Genomic DNA, 19,168 nt, shown 5'->3' on the forward strand with positions numbered 1-19,168 from the left:
CAAGCAGGCTCAAGGTAGCGGGCGTTCTAAGGCTTGATCTGCCCACGAAACAGGGTCTTCTAAAGGCTCTAAATGGGTAAACACAAACGTGCCGGGCAGCGATCGCCCAATTGCTAGCTCAATCGCTTCACAGAGGTCATGCCCCTGCTTGACTGTCCAGTTACCCGGCACCAACACATGTAGCGAGACAAACCGTCGGGCACCAGCTACCCGAGTTCTTAAAGCATGAAACCGGGTCCCCTCGGCCTCAAAAGGCTGCAACGCATCGGCAACAATTTGGCGTTCCTCAGCCGGTAAGGCCGTATCTAACAGGCCCATCCCCGTTTCGCGCAGCAATCTCAGCCCGGCCCAAACAATATTGGCCGCGACAACCAGAGCGATAATCGGGTCAAGAATGAGCCAACCCGTAATTGGAATTAGAATGATCCCCACGCCTACCCCCACCGATGTCCAGACATCGGTCAGCAGATGATGTGCATCTGCCCGCAGGGTAATGGAGCGCAACCGCCGACTGGCCCGTAGCATAACGAAAGCCAGAGCCCCGTTGATCGCCGTTGCCACAAAGGACAGGGCCAACCCAATGCCCACCTGCTCTAGGGGTTGGGGGTCAAACAGACGATCCCAGGCCGCAAAAGCAATGCTGCCCGCCGCTACCAAAATCAACACACTTTCGGCACCGCTAGAAAAATATTCCGCCTTGAAATGCCCAAAGGCATGCTCGTCATCCGGCGGTTTAGCAGCAAACGTTACGGCCCAAGTTGCGACGATGGCAGCCACCAGGTTCACCACCGATTCGGCAGCATCAGACAGTAATCCCACCGAGCCTGTCAATAGGTAGGCCGTTGTTTTCAGCAAAATCGTTAAAACAGCGGCTCCAATCGAGAGCAGCGTGTAAAACCGAGCCGAGCGGTTTCCCATGGTAAGTCTTGCAATACAGCAGAAAAGCCAAGCCCTACTGCGTAAGCCTACAGCAGTTAAACGCGTTTACGCAGGAGTAGCGATAAGGGTCTGTCCTAATCTGTTGTAGACGCTCCAATCATGAGTACTTAAACTAAACAAAGTATCGTTGCTCGGGGCGATCGATAGCTTTTAGGGCCGAGTCAGATAGCAGTGGCAATCTGGCTTCTCAAGCAGTGTTTCGATTAAGGCGTTCAAAGTCACGGCAGCCAATAGCCCGCCTCCAAGGCTCCCCTGAATCGTAATGTAAGGAATGGATGTTGCCATCAGTCGCCGCTTGGCAGCAGGGGCGTGATTAAAGCCAATGGGCATACCAATCACCAGAGCGGGTTGAAAACGCTGTTGCTCTATTAACTGACAGACAGTGAGTAGCACTGAAGGGGCATACCCAATGACCAGCACACTACCTGGTGAACAGTGATGTAATGGTTGTTGCCAGCGTTTATGAAGCCAAAAAGCCTGTTCAGCCTCGTTGGCAGCAGTAATGTGAGGATCGTCAATCAAGGTTGTAACCGGACAGCTCAAAGCAGCTAGCCGAGTTTGAGCAATCGCCGTGGCTACAACAGGCACATCGGTAATGATCTCACACCCACTGCTGAGAGCGGTGCGCGCTGCTGCGATCGCATCGGCACTGATTTGTATGAGGTTAACTAAGCTCACATCACCGCAGGCCAGCACCAGTTGTTGGATCAAATGCTGGGTAATTTCAGAATAGTCTGAGAGATTGGGCAGCAAGCGCTGAAGCGATTCCTGAAAGGCTTCGGGGTGGGCGGTGGTTTCGGCATCGAGGCTGGCCCAGAGCTGGTCGATCTGGCTTAGACCCGCCTGGGTGTCTACATCGAGCTGCTTGAGCTGAGCCAGAGCTTGAGCTTGAGTGCGTTGACAATCTAGATCGCGCCCCAGCAGCCCCTCTAGTGCCAAAGCGGTATGGCGCAGGCGGGCGATCTGCTGCATCACAGCCTGATACTGCTGCTGTAGCTGGGTCATGAGGCTCGTGTCTGCTGTGGCTTCAGAGTCACTCTCTAGGATTTGCCCAATGTGAGAGAGCTGAAAGCCTTGCTGTTTAAGCGCTACCACTCGCTGTAAGCGCTGTATATCCCGCTGGGTGTAGAGTCGGTAATTGCTCTCTGAGCGGGGAACGGGAGGCAGCAACCCCAGGGTGTGATAGTGCCGCACCATGCGGGGGGTGACACCTCCACCTACCGCATCAGTGAGTTCTTTAATGGTCAGAAATTCAGTCGTCATAGGCTTAGCTTACGCTAAACCTTGACATTGACACTAATGTCAAGGTTTAGGCTGACAGAGTAAAGATTGCTCAGGTTGGCCCATGGTGTCTATTGCCCCGTTGAATGCTCTGTCGAAGTCTCGATTCAGCGACCTGTACAAAGGTTTGCTCAACGAGCATCCCGATGCGGTGGCGGCGATCGCCTGTGCGGTTTTAGTGGGTTTGGGCTGGCAAACCCTGGCCCTAGGCTGGGTGGGGGGTGCCCTGCTGTTTCTAGCGGCGGCCTACGTCATTGGCGGATTTGAGAGCGCCCGTGAGGGCTTGACCACGCTGGTGCAGGAAAAAGAGCTGGATGTAGACCTGCTAATGATCGTCGCCGCCCTAGGGGCCGCCAGCCTGGGTTTGTGGCAGCGGGAGTACAACTTAATTGTCGATGGGGCCGTCCTGATTCTAATTTTTGCGATTAGTGGTGCCCTAGAGGGCTATGCCATGGGGCGAACGGAGCGAAATATTCAGGGGTTAATGAGCCTCACCGCTGACACCGCAACGGTGGTCCGCCAGGAGCAAGAGCAGGTCATGCCGGTCTCAGCGTTACAAGTCGGCGATCAGGTTTTGGTCAAGCCGGGGGAGCTGGTGCCCACCGATGGGATCGTGACCGAAGGCTTCAGCACGGTAAACCAGGCGTCGATTACGGGAGAATCTATTCCTGTCGAGAAAGCCGTGGGCGACGAGGTTTTGGCGGGCACCCTCAACGGCTACGGCGCGCTGCGCCTAACGCTCCACCAGCCGCCGGAAAGCAGCTTGATTCAACGCGTGATTCGCCTAGTGCAGCAGGCCCAAACCGAAGCGCCTCCCTCCCAAAAATTTATGGAGCGGTTTGAGCGTCGCTATGCCCAGGTGATTGTGACGGTGGGCGTTTTGCTGGCCACGCTGCCGCCCCTGCTGCTGGGCTGGGGCTGGGAGCAAACAATCTACCGCGCCCTGGTATTTTTGGTCGTGGCTTCTCCCTGTGCGCTGATGGCCTCAATCATGCCGACCCTGCTCTCTGGTATTGCTAACGGGGCGAGACAGGGCATTTTGTTCAAAAACGGGGCGCAGCTAGAGCAGATGGGTCAAATCAGAGCGATCGCCTTTGACAAAACCGGCACCCTCACAACTGGCCAGCTCGACGTGGTGAATGTGCTGGCTGACGACCCGGATGAGCTGCTCACCGTGGCCGCTGCCCTAGAGAGCCTATCGGAACATCCCATTGGTGCGGCGATTGTGCAAGCGGCGCAGCGCCGAGCCCTGACCTGGCAAGCGGCGACCAACGGGCAGGCTCAGATAGGTCAGGGCATCACAGGGGAGGTGGCTGGGCAGTCTGCGGTGGTAGGTAAAGCAGCCTTTGTTAGTGCCCAGGTTCAAGCTCGTGGGCAGGCCGTTGCCCCACGTCTAACGAAGCAAAGTCAGCAGTGGGAGGCAGAGGGTAAAACCGTGGTCTGGGTAGCCCACGGCGGCACAATGCTGGGCTTGATTGCGGTGGCCGACCGAGTGCGTCCGGAGGCGGCCAGAGCGATCGCCCGCCTCAAGCACCTACGCATTGAGCAAGTGGTGATGCTAACGGGTGATAACGCCCGTACGGCTCACAGTATGGCCCAATATCTGGGGATAGATCAGGTGCATGCTGATTTAATGCCTGACGATAAGGTCGCGATTCTACGGCAATTGCAGCAGCAGTATGGCAGCGTGGCGATGGTCGGCGATGGCATTAACGATGCCCCAGCCCTGGCTTTGGCCACCGTTGGCATTGCCATGGGCACTGCGGGCAGCGATGTGGCCCTAGAAACTGCCGATATTGTGCTCATGGCCGATCGCCTGGAAAAACTAGAACAGGCTATTAGCCTAGGGCGGCGGGCACGGGCGGTCGTGCGACAAAACATCGCTTTTGCCCTTGGGCTGATTGGGATACTGATTATTGGTACATTGAGCGGGCATATTACCTTGCCAATGGGCGTGTTGGGACATGAAGGCTCTACTGTTATCGTCACCCTCAGTGGTTTGCGCCTGTTGAGAAATTAAGCAAGTAAGCTAGCTTCAGGAGTCAGCCAAGGTGATATCTCATCACTGGATAGTCAGTTTACATGCTTACCTAGACATAAATTGTGTATGAAAGCAACACAACCCTATCAACCACTTCTCCTGCGCATTTTGCATGGCTTGACAGGGCTATTTTTGATAGCTGCAATTTTGACCGCTTTTTGGACTTATGACACCTACGATGGACGCTGGGGAAAGGTTCCCTTGCCCAGCTTTAAAGATATTGAAGGGATTCATGGCACCTTTGGATTGTGGACATTACTCATTTTTCCAGTCTTTGTGGTTTATGCCTTTCATCGCGGTCAGCGGCGACTGGTGCAGCCTGGTTCTCTAACCAAATTGGCCCAGGTTGGCAAACCTATTTGGTGGTACACCCTCAATCGGTTAACCAATACCCTGGCCCTTTTAGCCCTAACCTTTGCACTCTTCAGTGGCAAAATGATGGATGAAACCTGGCTACCCAAGGGTGAACTCCAACATGGTTGGTATTATGCTCATCTAATTTCATGGGTGATTATGGTAGGTGCGATCGCCCTCCACCTGTTGATGAATGCCAAAGTGGGTGGCTCACCATTGCTACTATCTATGCTCAATTGGCAAATTCGCGACCAAGATAGTCCTGCTTTTTGGTCTGCCCATGCTTCCCGATGGTGGTCAGAGTTTCGCCAAGGATCTTGGTCAGGCTGGTTTCAAAATGTGTCTGGGCTGATACTTTTAGAAGCCATGATTCTGTTCAGCATTTTTGCCGCGTGGCTTATCCCACTCTTTAAATAAATTTAGCGCGCAGTTTTTCCGATACCTCAGAGATCTGAACTAGCTGATAAGTAAACAGACTTAATTAAGCATCACCCCGAATCACTGAAGGTATTGGCATGTCGTTCCCGATGCGTTGATTAAATAGGATGACCTACGTATCTCGCCACCGAGAAGCGCCTGGGATATACCTAATACCGGCGCTAATCACGGCAAGAAACAGGACTCCCATTGCTCCAGCTATTGGATTTTGGTTGAGACCCGTCACCCATTCCGGTACTCGCCCGGTGTAGATCGCCAAATCGCCCACATCGATCAGGTAATAGCCTGCTACCAGCCCCCCATGCAGCCCAATGGCCAACCATAGGCGTCCGGCAGTGCGCTGACGTGCCCAGCCCAGAGTCAGCCCCAGCAGCAGTAGGCCCGGAAAGCTGGGCAGCTCCTTCACAATCGCCTCCCAGGGTTTGATAAAGTGCAGCGCCGCGTAGATCGTTCCGCTGGCCCACAGTGCCGGGGTAAAGCCCCAGTCGTAGCGCAGTTCATCCAGCAGCCATCCCCGAAAGAGCAGCTCTTCGGCCAGACCAACACCCAGGCCCACCAGCAATCCCTCCAGGGCAATTCGTCCTAGGTTTAGCGGTGCCGGTTGCCAGGTGAGCCAACCCAACCAGCCCTCCAGGGTAAACAGCAGACCCAGGCTCACCAGACCCACGACTACCCCAATCGCCAGCTCTCGTCCATGGTGGGCCGATGCTCTCAGACCGTGGGTGCGTAACGGTTGTGCCTGCCCATGCACGCGACGACCCCACGGCACCAGCCAAACCATAAACAAGACGTAGAGTAAGACTAAGGGAATAACGCTAAGGGAGCCATCGGTGCCCAGCCAGGCGTAGAGAGGTAGGGCAATCGGCACCCAAACCAGCGCTAGCAATAACAGAAAGCAGAAAATTCTTACTGGAGCAGGATAATGAACCAGCTTATGCAGTTGAATCATGCCAAAGTTGCCAGTTTAACCCGCTCGCTGAGCCAGATACATCTCTCTTAGCACTAACGCAGGGTCAACCCAGTTGCCGTCGTATTTCAGCATCCAGTGGAGGTGTGGCCCGGTGGTGCGGCCTGTCATGCCGACACGGCCCAGTCGCGCCCCAGTGGGCACGTCTTGCCCCTGCTCATAGCGAATGCCCCCCTCTGGATCAACCAAATAGCGCTTGCCGTTTGAGACTTCGACCCGACCGCTCATGTGACAGTAGCGGTGCTCCCACTGGCCCGACCGAATGACGGCAGAGGTGCCACAGGTGGTGTGGTCTGACACCTCGATCACCTTGCCGTTCCACCAGTTGCGCACAAAGCTGCCCTGGGGCGCGGCCAGGTCTAACCCATAGTGAAACTGAGATCCCCCGCCGCCAGTGGGAGAGGTTCTATAGCCAAATGCAGAGGTGTAAGCCTGAAAATTTTCGACGGGAAAGGATGCCTGCCGCCAAAATGCAACCGTGTCTTGAGCGAGGGCGGGAGCCGATGAACCAGGCCAGTTCAGGGTGAGAAAGAGCCCCAGGCCAAGGCAAAACGCTATCTTCAAAAACCTGAGGCGACGCCAAGGATGGCTTAGTTTTCTCGATGCTGTCACGACACATCTCCTCTGTTCAAGTGCAGCCAGCGGCTCATTCATCGCCCAATTATGCATCAAGTTGAGTCGCTGCCTCAGAGTCTTCGACTGCTCCAATAAATTGAGTGTGAGAGGTCATATCATGTATCATCTGAATGAAGCCTCATATGTTCAGCTAATAATCCTCGCCAAATACTCCTATGGCAGACTCTCACTCCCATGCTTGTTGCGATAGCTCCAGCCCAAGCCCTAAGGCTGAGGTAGCTGCCCATGATGACTGCTGTGGATCTGATCATGGCCATACCCACGACTCGGCAGACTTCAGCCTGCGGCAAGAGCTAACACCCATTGTGATCGCCGCCATCCTCTTCCTCATCGGCCTGATTTTCAACGAGGCGCTACACAACACTCCCTTCGCCATTGCCGAGTACGCGGTGCTGATTCCGGCTTACTTGATCAGCGGCTGGAGCGTGTTGACCACGGCGGGGCGCAACATTTTGCGGGGGCGCATCTTTGACGAAAACTTTCTGATGACGATCGCAACTCTGGGTGCGATCGCTATCCACGAAATTCCCGAAGCCGTAGCGGTAATGCTGTTCTTTCAGGTGGGAGAGCTGTTTCAGGGCTACTCGGTTGGGCGATCGCGCCGTTCCATCAAAGCTCTGCTAGAGGTACGGCCCGACAGCGCTAACCTCAGCATTGACGGCGACATCCGTGCCGTTGCCCCCGAGACCGTGCAGGTTGGGGATGTGATTGTGGTGCGCCCCGGAGAAAAGGTGCCCCTGGATGGCGACATTCTGGAGGGCAAATCGCTGGTCGATACCTCCGCTTTAACGGGCGAATCGGTGCCCCGCGCCGTTGCCCCTGGCGAAACCGTTCTGGCCGGGATGATCAACCAGTCTGGGCTGCTGACGGTACGAGTAACCAAACCCTTTGGCGAGTCGTCGATCGCCAGAATTCTGGAGCTGGTCGAAAACGCCAGCAGCAAAAAAGCTGACACTGAAAAATTCATCACCCGCTTTGCCCGCTACTACACTCCGGTGGTGGTGTTTCTGTCTCTAGCGGTGGCGATTCTGCCGCCCTTGTTCATTGAGGGGGCAACCCAGGCCCAGTGGACCTATCGCGCGTTGGTGCTTCTGGTAATCTCCTGCCCCTGTGGTTTAGTGATTAGTATTCCCCTGGGCTACTTTGGCGGGGTGGGTGGTGCCGCCAAACGGGGCATTTTGGTCAAAGGCTCCACTTATTTAGACACCCTGGCCCAGGTGAAAACGGTTGTGTTCGACAAAACCGGCACCCTCACCCAGGGCAACTTTCGCGTGACGGATGTGGTGACTCACAACGGTCTGAAGAAGCACCAACTACTGGAGTTAGCCGCCCAGGTCGAGTCGCAGTCCAACCATCCGGTGGCGCAGTCGATTCGTCAAGCCTACGGGCAGACCATCGATATCTCCAGCGTGCAAGACTACGAAGAAATTGCCGGGCACGGCATTCGCGCGACGGTGAACGGTCGCACTGTTTTGGCGGGCAACGATCGGCTACTGCACCGCGAAGCGATTCCCCACGATGTCTGTGTGGTGGACGGCACCGTGGCTCACCTGGCCGTGGATGGTGAATATAGTGGCCGCATCATTATTGCCGATGAGCTGAAAGAGGATGCTATTGAAGCCATTCGGGCGCTTCATGCCCAGGGCATTACCACCGCTATGCTCACTGGCGACAGCCAGTCGGTAGCCGACAGCATTGCCAAAAAACTTGGCCTCGACCACTATCGGGCCGAGCTTTTGCCCGAAGACAAAGTAGACGCCCTGGAAGGCTTTTTGCAGCGTGCCCGGCAGACCAAGGGCAAAGTGGCCTTTGTCGGTGACGGTATTAACGATGCCCCAGTTATCGCTCGGGCCGACGTGGGCATTGCCATGGGTGGGCTAGGTTCAGATGCGGCGATCGAAACCGCTGACGTGGTGATCATGACCGACGCACCCTCAAAGGTAGCCGAAGCCATTCAAATCGCCCACAAAACCCGGCGGGTTGTCTGGCAAAACATCATTTTTGCCATGGTGGCCAAGGCTGTTTTTATTGTGCTGGGCACGTTGGGCATTGCGACGCTTTGGGAGGCCGTGTTTGCCGATGTGGGCGTGGCTCTGCTCGCTATCTTAAATGCGGGTCGAATTATTCGGAACCCTCAATAACGGGTTGCGATGATCATTCTCCGGAGAATTGCAGCGTTCCCCCGTTACCAGCACCCGCCGTGGTGGTGTCCGCCGTGAGTGCCGTCGTGGTGGTTGACCATCACAGTATCAGCGATGTCTGAGTAGTTAACCGCAGCAGGATTACCTTGGCCCCACACAACAGCTGGCATAGAGAGCGCGATCGCAGCGGCGACAACTGCACTAACTATAGAAGTCCTAGAAGTCCGTGTCATGACGTCCTCCTTGTATGTTGAGTATTTATACTCTGATCCTAGCGCTCAGATGGGGGCAAAACTCTCATCTGAGCAATTCGTCATAGGATGTCACCCTAGTTCATGTTCTGACCGAGACACATCTCTAGTCATGTCTGCCCCCCTTCAAATCGTGCTGGGCACCTTAGCCCTGAGCCTGATTCATGCCCTAATTCCGGGGCACTGGCTGCCGTTAGTGACGGTGGGCAAGGCCGAAGGATGGTCGCGGCAAGAAACCCTATGGATTACGGCCCTGACCGGCTCGGCCCACACCGTTAGCACTCTCTTAATTGGGGTGGCCGTAGGGCTATTGGGCTATCAGTTCGCTTACAACTACGAGATCGTGACGCACTTGGTCGCTCCGGCTGCGTTAATTGGGCTGGGCTTGGTTTACCTCAGTAAGCCGCTGCGTCAACGCTTATCTCTAGGTTGCTCTCAGGGCGATTCTCACTCTGTTGAGGTCACCGTTAGCCGCTCTGGTCGTAATAAAGCAACGACGGTCATGGCCCTTGCCGTCGCCATGTTTTTCTCGCCGTGCCTGGAAATTAGCGCATTCTACCTATCCGCAGGGGCGCTAGGATGGCTTGGCATTGCCCTGGTCTCTGGGGTGTACCCCGTTGTTACCGTACTGGGCATGGTGTTGGTCGTGAACTGGGGCTGGCAGAGCGCCAAGCCTTTCTCTGCCGCTATCTCTACCTGGAATCTCAGCGGTTATGCCCTAACAGGCCTGATCCTCATAGTGCTGGGTTTTTTGACGTTGTTTATTGATATGTAGTTATGCCGCGTAAACAAGCTACTCCCTGGCCCCATCGCTATGCCCGCCCCCTGATAGCGGGGTTAGCGGCGGTTGGTGCTGTCGTCACCGCCTATTTAACGATCAACAAGCTCACGGGTAGTTCTACGGCCTGCCCTACTAAGGGCTGTGACATCGTGCTCTCTAGCCCCTATGCCACGGTGTTTGGCCAGCCGCTGGCCCTGTTTGGATTTTTGGCCTACGTGGGTATGGCGGTGATGGCGATCGCTCCCCTGCTGGTCAACGGTGCTGAGCAAAAAGACCTCAGAGATAAACTCACCCGATTGACCCAACCCCTGCTGCTGATCGGCGGTACCGCCATGATGGTCTTTAGCGGCTACCTGATGTATCTGCTCACCGCAGAAATCCAGGCGGCCTGTCTTTATTGCATCGGCTCAGCGCTCCTCTCCACCAGCCTGTTTCTGCTTGCCCTCATCGGCCAAAATTGGTCTGATCTATCTCAACCCTTCTTTATTGGCAGCATTACAGCATTTCTGGTGGTGGTGGGCACGCTTGGCGTCTATGCCAATGTCAACAACCCCGTCGCCGAGGGCTCGGGCGATCAGCTCGGGCCTGCCATCACCACCCAGTCTGGCCCGGCTGAAATGGCTTTGGCCCAGCATTTGAAAGATACTGGCGCTATTTTCTACGGAGCCTGGTGGTGCCCCCACTGCCACGACCAAAAGCAGCTGTTTGGCCAGGAAGCCAGCCAGGTTATGCCCTACGTAGAGTGCGCCACCCCCGAGGGGCAAGAGCAAACCCCCGAGTGCCAGGAAGCTGGCATTACCGGCTATCCCACTTGGGAAATCAACGGTGAACGCCTGTCGGGGACACAACCTCTGGAGGAACTCGCCCAGCTCTCGGGCTATACCGGCCCCACCACGTTTCAAAATTCGATTTAGCGCGAGGAGAATCCCTTGAAAGGTACAGGTAAACTACTGGGCCTGGCTGGTATGGCGATGGGAGGGCTGCTAGCAGTGGCCTCTCCGGCGGGTGCCCACAACCCCGGCCAGACATTGAGCGAGCAGGCCCAACGCGATGAACTGGCCGACTTGCTGGAATCGGGTGAAGAACTGGTCGAAGCCGATAATCTGGCTGAGGCGCTAGCTGGCTACCAGCACGCGGTTAGCCTGGATGGAGATAATGCCAAAATCTTCTCAGCTATTGGCTACCTCCAGTCTCGCCAGGGCAACTTCCGAGAGTCTATTGCCGCCTTTCAAACAGCGATCGAGCTAGAGTCAGACAATCTGGCCTTTTATTTCGGCTTAGCCTACGCCCACAGCAGCCTAGGTGAGTACGAGGCGGCGGGCAACGCCTATCGGCAAATTCTGCGATTGCAGCCCGATAACCAGGCGGCTCAACAGGGGCTAGGCGCAGCGCTGTTTCAAACTGAGGCCTTTGAAGAGGCTCTGGCGATCTACACCAAGCTTTTGCAGCAAGACCCCAACAACCTACAAGCCGCCGAATCTATCGGCCTGATTTTGCTCCAGCAGGGCAATACCGACGCGGCGATCGCCGCCTTAGAACGGGCCGCTGCCCTGGCCCCCCAGGCCAGCCAAATTCAGATGAACCTGGGCATTGCCCACCTCAAAGCAGGGGATATGGCCTCGGCGCTAACTGCGTTTAGAACGGCAGCGGCAGAAGAGCCCCGCAACGCCGATATTCGCATGCAGATTGGCTACCTGCTCTGGCAACAGGGCAATCTAGACGCCGCTTTAGAAAGCTATCAGCAGGCGGCCCGGCTTCAGCCCGACTCGGTGATTGCCCACGATGCGATCGCCGATCTCTACTTCGAGCAGCAAGAGGTATTGATGACCATCGTCGCCCATCGCGAGGTGCTTGAACTAGCTCCCGACCACGCCCCTGGTTACTACCATCTAGGCGTTGCACTAGAGGCGAGGGGCCGCCGAGCAGAGGCGATCGAGGCACTGCAACGGGCTAAGACGTTACTCCTGGAGCAAGAAAACAGTGAAGACGCCCAGATTGTTGATCAGCTGCTGCAAAAGCTCCAATCGTCCTAGCCTACCCAATATACACAGACTGCACTTTCTACAAACTCTGCCGATACCGACATTGCTGAACTACGGAACGTTGAACCATGGCGACTGACAGTAGTAAAAGAGAATTTAACCCGTTTTTGGGGTACGGCTACTCTAGGCGGCTGGTAGAGCTAGGGCGTGTCGTCCTGCTTGTGGGTGGGTTAAGCAGCAGCGGGTTAGCAGTGGTTGTACCGGCCTTGGCCACGACCGACATGAACCAATCACCCCCCATTCCAGCAGAGGCGTTGCTCCCTGCCGCAGCCAGTCCGTCCGGAGCCGAAAGCGTACCCCAATCTTCAGCCCCCGCTTCAATACAGAGTCCGGTAGAAGCGTTGCCCAGTGCGAGCGTTAGCGCACCTGCTCCAACCTCCGAACCGGCTGTACCCAGGCAACTGCCTGCTAGTGCCCCTGTTCCGGCTGGTTACAACAGCGTCTTTATCGACCCAACTGACTACAGCCTTGGGGCGACAGCGGCCCCAGGGGCTTCTCCTAGTCTCGTGTTTGCAGAACGAGCAACGGGCTGTCAAATCACCGTAGCAGGATCGCAAACCCCTCCACAGTCTTCCTGTCAAGCAACCGCCCCCGGCTCTACCAGCCCACCTGTGAACAGTGGCGATGGCATTCAAGTGGGGCCTGTTACTATCAGCTCGCGCGGTGTTAGCTTGGGCGATACCACCATCATTAGCCGAGCGCAGTTAAATGAAAAGCTGCGGCCCTTAAACATCCTCCGGCGCGGCAATGAGGAATATGTTTTTCCCCTGTCTCTTCCAGCTCCAATCACCTCGCTGTTCGGCTGGCGGATGCATCCTGTTCATCAAAACTGGCGGTTTCACGCTGGCACCGACTTGGGGTCTCCTGCTGGTACCCCTGTATTAGCGACCCGTTCAGGCAAGGTTGCGGTGGCCGATGCCCTTGGCGGCTATGGACTAACTGTAATTCTGCGCCACGATGATGGGGATTTGGAGTCTCGCTATGCCCATTTGTCCAAGCTGGCCGTGCAGGCTGGGGAATGGGTTGAGCAAGGAGAAGTGATTGGTCTGGTGGGCAGCACCGGCACGGCGACTGGCCCCAACCTGCATTTTGAAATCCGCCAGCTAACTAGTCAGGGCTGGGTAGCAGCAGATGCCAAAGATATCTTGGACGGCGGCATTGCTGACCTGCTCAACGTTATTAACAACCCTTTGCAGGCATTGGGAGCGGGTACCGCTGGTGAAGCCAGTGGCGCAGCGGCTCCCGCCGACTATCCCTTCCGCCCGGCCCAGCCAAACGCCAGCTAGTGCCCTGGCTACAGCATCTGTCATGTCCAAAAGCCCTTTCCCCCTTTGCAGCAATGGCTAACCCTACTCGTACCTCTGCTCGGCGCAACCAGAGACTAGCTCAGCAACGTCAACTGTTGGCCGCCAAAATGCAGGTGGTGGCGTGGCGGCGCGTCGTTGTCGTCTGGCTGCTGTTGGTGCTGGCCTTAGTCGGGATCGGTGGGCGGCTGGTCTACTTACAGCTTCTGCAAGGGGAGACCTTGAGTGCTCTAGCTAAAGAGCAGCGATCGCTACCGACACTGATTCGCCAAGCTCGTTACCCAATCGTCGATCGTTTCGGTGGCGTGCTGGCTACTGACCAGGTTGCCTATACCCTTTACATGCATCCCAAGCTGTTTAAACAGTCTGTTGCCGAGGTAGCCGATGCATTATCCCCTGTGGTGGCGATGCCACAGAATGAACTCCTGACTTTACTTAACCAGCAATCCACCGGTATTCGGTTTCCGGGTCAACTGTCAGAGGTGGTGGGCGATCGCATTCGGGCGTTACGCATCGATGGCCTAGAGTTGGTGCCTCAGCAACAGCGGTTTTACCCCCAGCAGGAACTCTTTGCCCCGATCGTAGGATTCATCAATCTCGATGGGAAACCCCAGGCCGGGTTAGAGATGGCCTACGCCGAACAACTCGCGATCGCCTCGCCCCAATCTGCTGAACTGATAGTGCCGTCGTCGTCAAGCCTTGGGTCACCTCAAAATGCGAGCCTGCGACTGACGCTCGATAGTCGGCTACAGCGAATTGCCCAGCAAGAACTAGAGGCGGTGGTTAAGGCCTATGACGCTAAGCGAGGCACTGTCATGGTGATGGATGCCCCGACCGGGGAAATTTTAACCTTGGCCAGCGTGCCCACCTATGATCCAAACCGCTACTACGAAGCCGATATCAGCGCTTTTCGCAATTGGCCAGTAAGCGACACCTACGAACCGGGCTCGACCTTTAAGCCGATCAATGTTGCGATCGCCCTAGAAGATCAAGTGATTTCCCCTGATGACGTCATCAACGACAGCGGACGCATACAGTTTGGTAAGTGGTTGATTAAAAACAGCGACTACAGCGAGGTCGGTGCCCGAGGCCCCATTTCAATTACCGATATCCTCAAATATTCCAGCAATGTGGGCATGGTGCAGATTATGCAAAAAATGGCTGCCTCCGACTACTTCAGCTGGCTAGAACGCCTGACCCTAGGGGAACCTACGGAGATTGACTTGCCGTCGGAAGCCTCTGGGCAAATGAAACCCCGAGACAAGTTCATCAACAGTCAGGTTGAAACGGCTACTACTTCATTTGGTCAAGGGTTTGCGCTGACACCGATAAAAATGCTTCAGCTCCTGGCCACTTTAGCCAATGGTGGCAACCTGGTAACGCCTCACATTGTCGAGGGTATGGTGGCAGAAAATGATGGTACCTATCTGTGGCAGACCGAACATGCCGATCCTAAAGCCGTCTTCTCCCCACAAACCACCCAACAGGTGCTCGCCATGATGGAAGCAGTAGTCGCTGAGGGAACCGGTAAACCTGCCCAAATTGAGGGATACAGGGTTGCTGGCAAAACGGGCACAGCCCAGAAAGTTAACAACTCAACCGGTTATAGTTCTGCCCGTATCACTAGCTTCGTTGGCATCGCGCCTGTAGAAGCCCCCCGCTATGTGGTGTTAGCGGTCATTGACGAGCCCACTGGCGAGAACGCCTACGGTTCAACGGTAGCAGCTCCTCTGGTTAAACGGGTGATGGAGTCGCTGTTGGTGCTCCAGGGAGTATCTCCAAGTCGCCCTAGCGAAATGCAATGATGACCAGGGCAGTGCCTCAATCATGCTGGTGCATCTACTTTACTGAAGGCTTTTGAGCAACTCTGTTCTCAGTACTAAGAAATCTGGTACTGAGGTTGATTAGATAGTGAGGGTAGGAACTGCCGCTTCTTGCCCCATTTGTAGAATGTCTTTCGTCATTGTTTGGGAGGCCACATTCGCGATCGCCTGCCAGTCCTCTGTCGTGAACATCTGCGCAAGCATAGCGATCGCTTCAGCCCGAACTACCTTCTGTTCGTTGGGTGACGCCTGCTCTCCCTCTGCCAACAGCATCTCAATCCAGGCCCTTTGTTCGGGGGTAGGATGCCTCAGGTGACCATATAAGCATTTCTGCGCCTCCAGGTAGACAGCCTCTAGACTCCGCCCGAGCTGCCACGACTCTAACCACCCCTTCAACTCCGGTAACAAGATGGATAGCACTCGCACATACCACCGCTGCCGCTGCAAAGCTTCCGGCGAAGCCTCTTTGAGGAACTCCACATACGGCTGTAGACCCAGACCAGCCTCAACCGTCCCTTCCTCACTGGCGTGATCCGCATCTGCTTCCCGAACCCAAGCCTCGTCATTGAGCAAGTCCATCAGGTTGCCCGTTTTTCTCAGTTGCTCAGCCAGGATTGCATCATTCATAAGCGATTGGATGAGTTAGAGCGTTAAAGCGGCGTACTCGAAGTATACCAACCCGTCTTTGTCCGGGTCAGAGCCGTAATCCGGTATATTGTAACGTCGATAGAAAGCTTCCGCGCCCGGTATCGCATGTAGACCGACGCGCCCACCGTAACCTAACTCCACGCTACGCTGACGGGCAAAGAGTACGAGTGCTCGTCCGACCCCAATTAGATAGGGAGGATCTTCCAGTAACCAGCGATTCCACGGCGCAGAGGCTAAGTATTCGACATAGACCAGAGGAAACCGTTGCGGCAACCAGGAACGGTGCCATTGCGTTTCGAGCAAGATGACACCTTGAAGTAGTGCCTCAAACTCGATGCCGTAGGCCTCATAGCGATCATCATTGACAGCCAGTCGTAGCTTATAGGCCCAGTCCCAACTGGCGTCAGGCTGCTCTGTCTCCCGCAGAATGCCTGCCCAGATGTCATCAATTTGCCCGACCTGTTCCTGAGTCAACAATCCGATTGTCGCTGTGACGATGTCGTTTAGGGGTTTGGTTAATCGAATAGGACGGTTCATGGGCATTACATAGGAATGCCCTAAAGCTTATCAATGACTGTTCTTGACTCCATCAGCTAGGGAGCGAGATAACCGCAGCCCTCCAATGGCGACCACACAGCGCTGGCCCATGGTAGAGCGACAGCCTTCTGGACTGGTACTAAGCAGCAGACTGGAAACTGGTATAAAATTGGTATAAGCCTGAAAACCCTTGCCTAAAAGCCTTGTATATCAAGGAAATGTGTCAGCTTCCCAAGCTGAATGTCGTCGGTTCGAGTCCGATCACCCGCTTTAAGACAAAAAACCTAGGTTTGCTAGTCAGAGGGTGAACTCATGAGTACAGAAACAATTACTCTTGAAGTTTCACAAGATATGCTGACTGCTCTCAAGATAGGGGCAACTGACTTGGGGTAACAGATTCGGTTGCTGACTGCAATTTCATTTTTTCCAGGAAAAGCATTACTCCCTAGGCAAAGCCGCTGAGCTAGCGGGCTAAAAAAGTCTCCCTATCCTCGTTCAAAGGTCAGGGAGACAGATTGGCGCAGTTGAACAAAAGGAACCTTAGAATCAGGATTTAATCAGATGGGATAGCCATCTCGGATCCAGCGGGTTGGGCACCGTGGCTATGATTTTGGCTTGGCTCATACACCACTGTGTTGATCGGGCTGGGATAATTTAAGCTTCCCTGGGGCACCTGCGGCGGTTCATAAAATCGCTCTGGACGGCCTCCGTAGCCAAACCTAGCCTTACTCTCCACCGGCCTAGGAGACTGATAAAACGTCCGTTTGCGGGGCTGGTAATGGGTCTGGTACAGCGTCGTCCGCACGCCATTGGTCGTGACTAGACTAGGCTGCTCAACCCCCTGGGAAGGACGATAGAGGAAGTCAGAAAACGCCTGCTCCATGACCAGCAGCGGGGGTGGCTCCGCCTGGGGCGCTTCGTAGCGCACCTGCAACAGCGGCTGGGGTTCTGGGTGAACCGGGTTTTGGTAAACCAAGATAGGGCGATCGCTCACAGCAGCGATATTTTGCCGCCAGTTAGCAAAGGTCTTGCTCAGGTCAAAGCCCATGGCCCGCTGATAGTGCCAAAGCCCCCCCTGCAAAAAGAAAAAGGCCAGGTAAAAGTGGGCATTGGCCAACCAGGTGCGAGAAGAATACCCCGACTCCATTGCCCCACTGGGGTCATAGTAGGAGGGCAAAAAGGCCGATTTCAGCTCCAGGGTTGGCCCATAAAACTCGGTGGGGTAGGCCAGGGTATTGAAGCCGCAATAGTAAGAGGCTGCAAACCCAGCCAGGGCAATGCCAAATAGCGAGTAGGCCAAAATGCCGTCGCCAGAAAACAGAAACCGCTGCCGCACCCAGTTAAAAGGCGGCACCAAGATATGCCAAGCGCCCCCCAGCACCAGTAGTAATGGATTAGTTCGGGTAGCCAGTTGCTATGTCACACCCTGATTGAACCCTTTGGTCGCCTACAACGGTCTCCTAAGCCCCCATGGTGGAATCGGGATCGCCTGTCTTTGGGTCATAGCGGAACTCAGTTATTAGTGGATGCCCCTAGCCCTGCTTTAGGCGGTACCGCTTTTGGGCTTGCGTATCGCGCGGGGTCACTACCCAGGTGTTTTCTCCGTTGAGGTAGTCGTAGATGGCGACGATCGCGATCGAGTTTTTGAGAGTGACGTAGAAGGGCAAAAACAGCACATGCTTGAGGTAGTAAGCCAGCGGGTAACGTCTAGACGCAACTTTGGCCGCCGCCACAATTTGGTAAATCCCGCTGAAGAGCGACAGGCCACCGGCAATGAGAAAATACGTGCGCATCTGGCCCGACACCGCACCGGGCACCAGCAAAAAGGCCAGCAGCACCGGCAAGAGCTGTAGCGAAATCAGGGCAAACGATTCGCAGTAGTAGAGCAAATACGTCCAGTAGAATTTTTGCCAGATGTTGAAGTGGGGCGATCGCCACATGCGACGCTGATAGAGTAGCGACACTTCTAGCCAGCCGTGGGCCCAGCGTTTGCGCTGAAACCAAAAGGTTTTGAGCGAGGCGGGCGCTAGCTCGCTGGTGACAATGCTGCGATCGTGCAGAATTTTGTAGCCGTTGAGCAGCGTTCGCAAAGAGGCGTCGATATCTTCGGTCAGGCGGGCCGGGTTAAAGCGAATCTGTTTGAGCACCGAGGTGCGCCAGTAACCGTTCGAGCCGCCAAAAATGCTGGAGTCGGTAAGGAACGACTTTGCCGCATGGCTGATGCCGTAGAGCTGCTCAAACTCGATCGCCACGTTCTGGACCAAAAAGTTTTCGTCGTAGTTGCGAATGATGTTGCGGCCTTGAACTACGTCATAGCCCTGGGCGATCCAGTGCCACGCCCGCCGAAAACAGTCGGCGCTGGGATGGTGGTCGGCATCGAGAACGCAGGCGATTTCCCCTGTCGCAATATCGAGGGCGGCATTGATATTTTCAGCCTTTGAGCGACTGCCTTCGACCCGCAAAATGGTCAGCTCGGTATGCTGCCTGGCTAGCTGCTGTAGCTCTGCCTCAATGGGCAGATCCACGGGGGTGTTATAGGCCAAGATGATCTCTAACCCGCCCGCCGGTCGCTCAATGTGCGCTAGCAAATGATTTAGCGTTTCAACGATCAAGCCTTGCTCGTTGGGCAGATAGGCGGCGACTAAAAACGAGCAGCGAGGCAACGGTTCCAGGGGATGGGGGTACTCAGCTCCGCGCACTCCCATCCACGCTTTGACCTGACTGAGGGAGCGCTCTGACGGGCGGCTAGATTGACGACGATGGGCCGCAAATCGGCGAAACAGCGCGTTGCTCGACTCGAAGATGATCATTACCGCGTTGCCTAGAAACAGCGTCAGTACGACCACTCGCGGCGCGACTAAAGACCATCCGCTGAGCAGCAGATACCCATAAAAAATAGCGGGCAGGCCAATCAGCAGCACGTGGGTGAAGATCACTTTCTGAATTTCGCTAGACCATGTCTTGGTCATTGCAGTGCAACTCCTG

17 protein-coding genes are annotated in these 19,168 nt (G+C 55.5%); 8 read left to right on the forward strand and 9 right to left on the reverse strand.

What is annotated here, in order from left to right:
- Positions 1-9: 9 nt before the first annotated feature.
- Positions 10-918: a cation diffusion facilitator family transporter gene (locus tag VB780_RS00250; protein ID WP_323349128.1), complete on the reverse strand. Its 909-nt coding sequence runs from the start codon at positions 916-918 to the stop codon at positions 10-12.
- A 171-nt stretch (positions 919-1,089) separates the two neighbouring features.
- Positions 1,090-2,202 (reverse strand): precorrin-8X methylmutase, encoded by a 1,113-nt coding sequence (locus tag VB780_RS00255; RefSeq protein WP_323349129.1) that lies wholly within the window; start codon positions 2,200-2,202, stop codon positions 1,090-1,092.
- 82 nt (positions 2,203-2,284) lie between these two features.
- Here VB780_RS00255 and VB780_RS00260 point away from each other — a divergent pair, with 82 nt between their 5' ends.
- Together VB780_RS00260 and VB780_RS00265 are read left to right on the forward strand one after the other, a co-directional pair.
- Entirely contained in the window at positions 2,285-4,240 is a 1,956-nt protein-coding gene (locus VB780_RS00260; RefSeq protein WP_323349130.1) for a heavy metal translocating P-type ATPase, read from the forward strand.
- A gap of 87 nt (positions 4,241-4,327) precedes the next feature.
- Positions 4,328-5,032, forward strand: a complete 705-nt coding sequence (locus VB780_RS00265) for a cytochrome b/b6 domain-containing protein (protein WP_323349131.1) — start codon at positions 4,328-4,330, stop codon at positions 5,030-5,032.
- A 133-nt stretch (positions 5,033-5,165) separates the two neighbouring features.
- On the opposite strand, the gene VB780_RS00270 is transcribed toward VB780_RS00265, so the two are convergent.
- Both VB780_RS00270 and VB780_RS00275 read right to left on the reverse strand, forming a co-directional pair.
- Positions 5,166-6,002, reverse strand: coding sequence for a CPBP family intramembrane glutamic endopeptidase (locus VB780_RS00270; protein ID WP_323349132.1), 837 nt, complete (start codon positions 6,000-6,002; stop codon positions 5,166-5,168).
- Between the two features lie 15 nt (positions 6,003-6,017).
- Positions 6,018-6,584, reverse strand: a complete 567-nt coding sequence (locus VB780_RS00275) for a M23 family metallopeptidase (RefSeq protein ID WP_323349133.1) — start codon at positions 6,582-6,584, stop codon at positions 6,018-6,020.
- 227 nt (positions 6,585-6,811) lie between these two features.
- Here VB780_RS00275 and VB780_RS00280 point away from each other — a divergent pair, with 227 nt between their 5' ends.
- Positions 6,812-8,797, forward strand: a complete 1,986-nt coding sequence (locus VB780_RS00280; RefSeq protein ID WP_323349134.1) for a heavy metal translocating P-type ATPase — start codon at positions 6,812-6,814, stop codon at positions 8,795-8,797.
- A 44-nt stretch (positions 8,798-8,841) separates the two neighbouring features.
- Here VB780_RS00280 and VB780_RS00285 read toward each other — a convergent pair whose 3' ends face one another.
- Positions 8,842-9,030: a hypothetical protein gene (locus VB780_RS00285; RefSeq protein WP_323349135.1), complete on the reverse strand. Its 189-nt coding sequence runs from the start codon at positions 9,028-9,030 to the stop codon at positions 8,842-8,844.
- 130 nt (positions 9,031-9,160) lie between these two features.
- On the opposite strand from VB780_RS00285, the gene VB780_RS00290 reads away from it, so the two are divergent.
- The 5 genes from VB780_RS00290 (at position 9,161) to VB780_RS00310 (ending at position 14,980) form a co-directional block, all read left to right on the forward strand.
- Complete coding sequence (locus VB780_RS00290) at positions 9,161-9,823, forward strand: hypothetical protein (RefSeq protein ID WP_323349136.1); 663 nt, start codon at positions 9,161-9,163, stop codon at positions 9,821-9,823.
- Positions 9,824-9,825: 2 nt separating this feature from the next.
- A complete protein-coding gene (locus VB780_RS00295; RefSeq protein ID WP_323349137.1) occupies positions 9,826-10,743 on the forward strand; it encodes a vitamin K epoxide reductase family protein in 918 nt (305 codons plus the stop codon).
- Between the two features lie 15 nt (positions 10,744-10,758).
- Positions 10,759-11,862: a tetratricopeptide repeat protein gene (locus tag VB780_RS00300; protein WP_323349138.1), complete on the forward strand. Its 1,104-nt coding sequence runs from the start codon at positions 10,759-10,761 to the stop codon at positions 11,860-11,862.
- 620 nt (positions 11,863-12,482) lie between these two features.
- Positions 12,483-13,157 (forward strand): M23 family metallopeptidase, encoded by a 675-nt coding sequence (locus tag VB780_RS00305; RefSeq protein WP_323349139.1) that lies wholly within the window; start codon positions 12,483-12,485, stop codon positions 13,155-13,157.
- A gap of 53 nt (positions 13,158-13,210) precedes the next feature.
- Positions 13,211-14,980 carry a penicillin-binding protein 2 gene (locus VB780_RS00310; RefSeq protein WP_323349140.1) on the forward strand — a complete coding sequence of 590 codons (1,770 nt, stop codon included), beginning with the start codon at positions 13,211-13,213 and terminating at the stop codon, positions 14,978-14,980.
- 99 nt (positions 14,981-15,079) lie between these two features.
- Here the strand turns inward: VB780_RS00310 and VB780_RS00315 are convergent, their stop codons facing one another.
- From VB780_RS00315 to VB780_RS00330, 4 genes are all read right to left on the reverse strand, one after another.
- Entirely contained in the window at positions 15,080-15,625 is a 546-nt protein-coding gene (locus VB780_RS00315) for a hypothetical protein (RefSeq protein ID WP_194022187.1), read from the reverse strand.
- Between the two features lie 15 nt (positions 15,626-15,640).
- Positions 15,641-16,183, reverse strand: coding sequence for a hypothetical protein (locus VB780_RS00320; RefSeq protein ID WP_323349141.1), 543 nt, complete (start codon positions 16,181-16,183; stop codon positions 15,641-15,643).
- 553 nt (positions 16,184-16,736) lie between these two features.
- Entirely contained in the window at positions 16,737-17,537 is an 801-nt protein-coding gene (locus VB780_RS00325; RefSeq protein ID WP_416349191.1) for a hypothetical protein, read from the reverse strand.
- Between the two features lie 178 nt (positions 17,538-17,715).
- The gene (locus VB780_RS00330) at positions 17,716-19,152 is read right to left on the reverse strand and encodes a glycosyltransferase family 2 protein (RefSeq protein WP_323349143.1); all 1,437 of its coding nucleotides are present in this window, start codon (positions 19,150-19,152) and stop codon (positions 17,716-17,718) included.
- Between the last annotated feature and the right edge of the window lie 16 nt (positions 19,153-19,168).

This window comes from Leptolyngbya sp. CCNP1308, from assembly GCF_034932455.1.
Lineage (GTDB): Bacteria > Cyanobacteriota > Cyanobacteriia > Phormidesmidales > Phormidesmidaceae > Nodosilinea.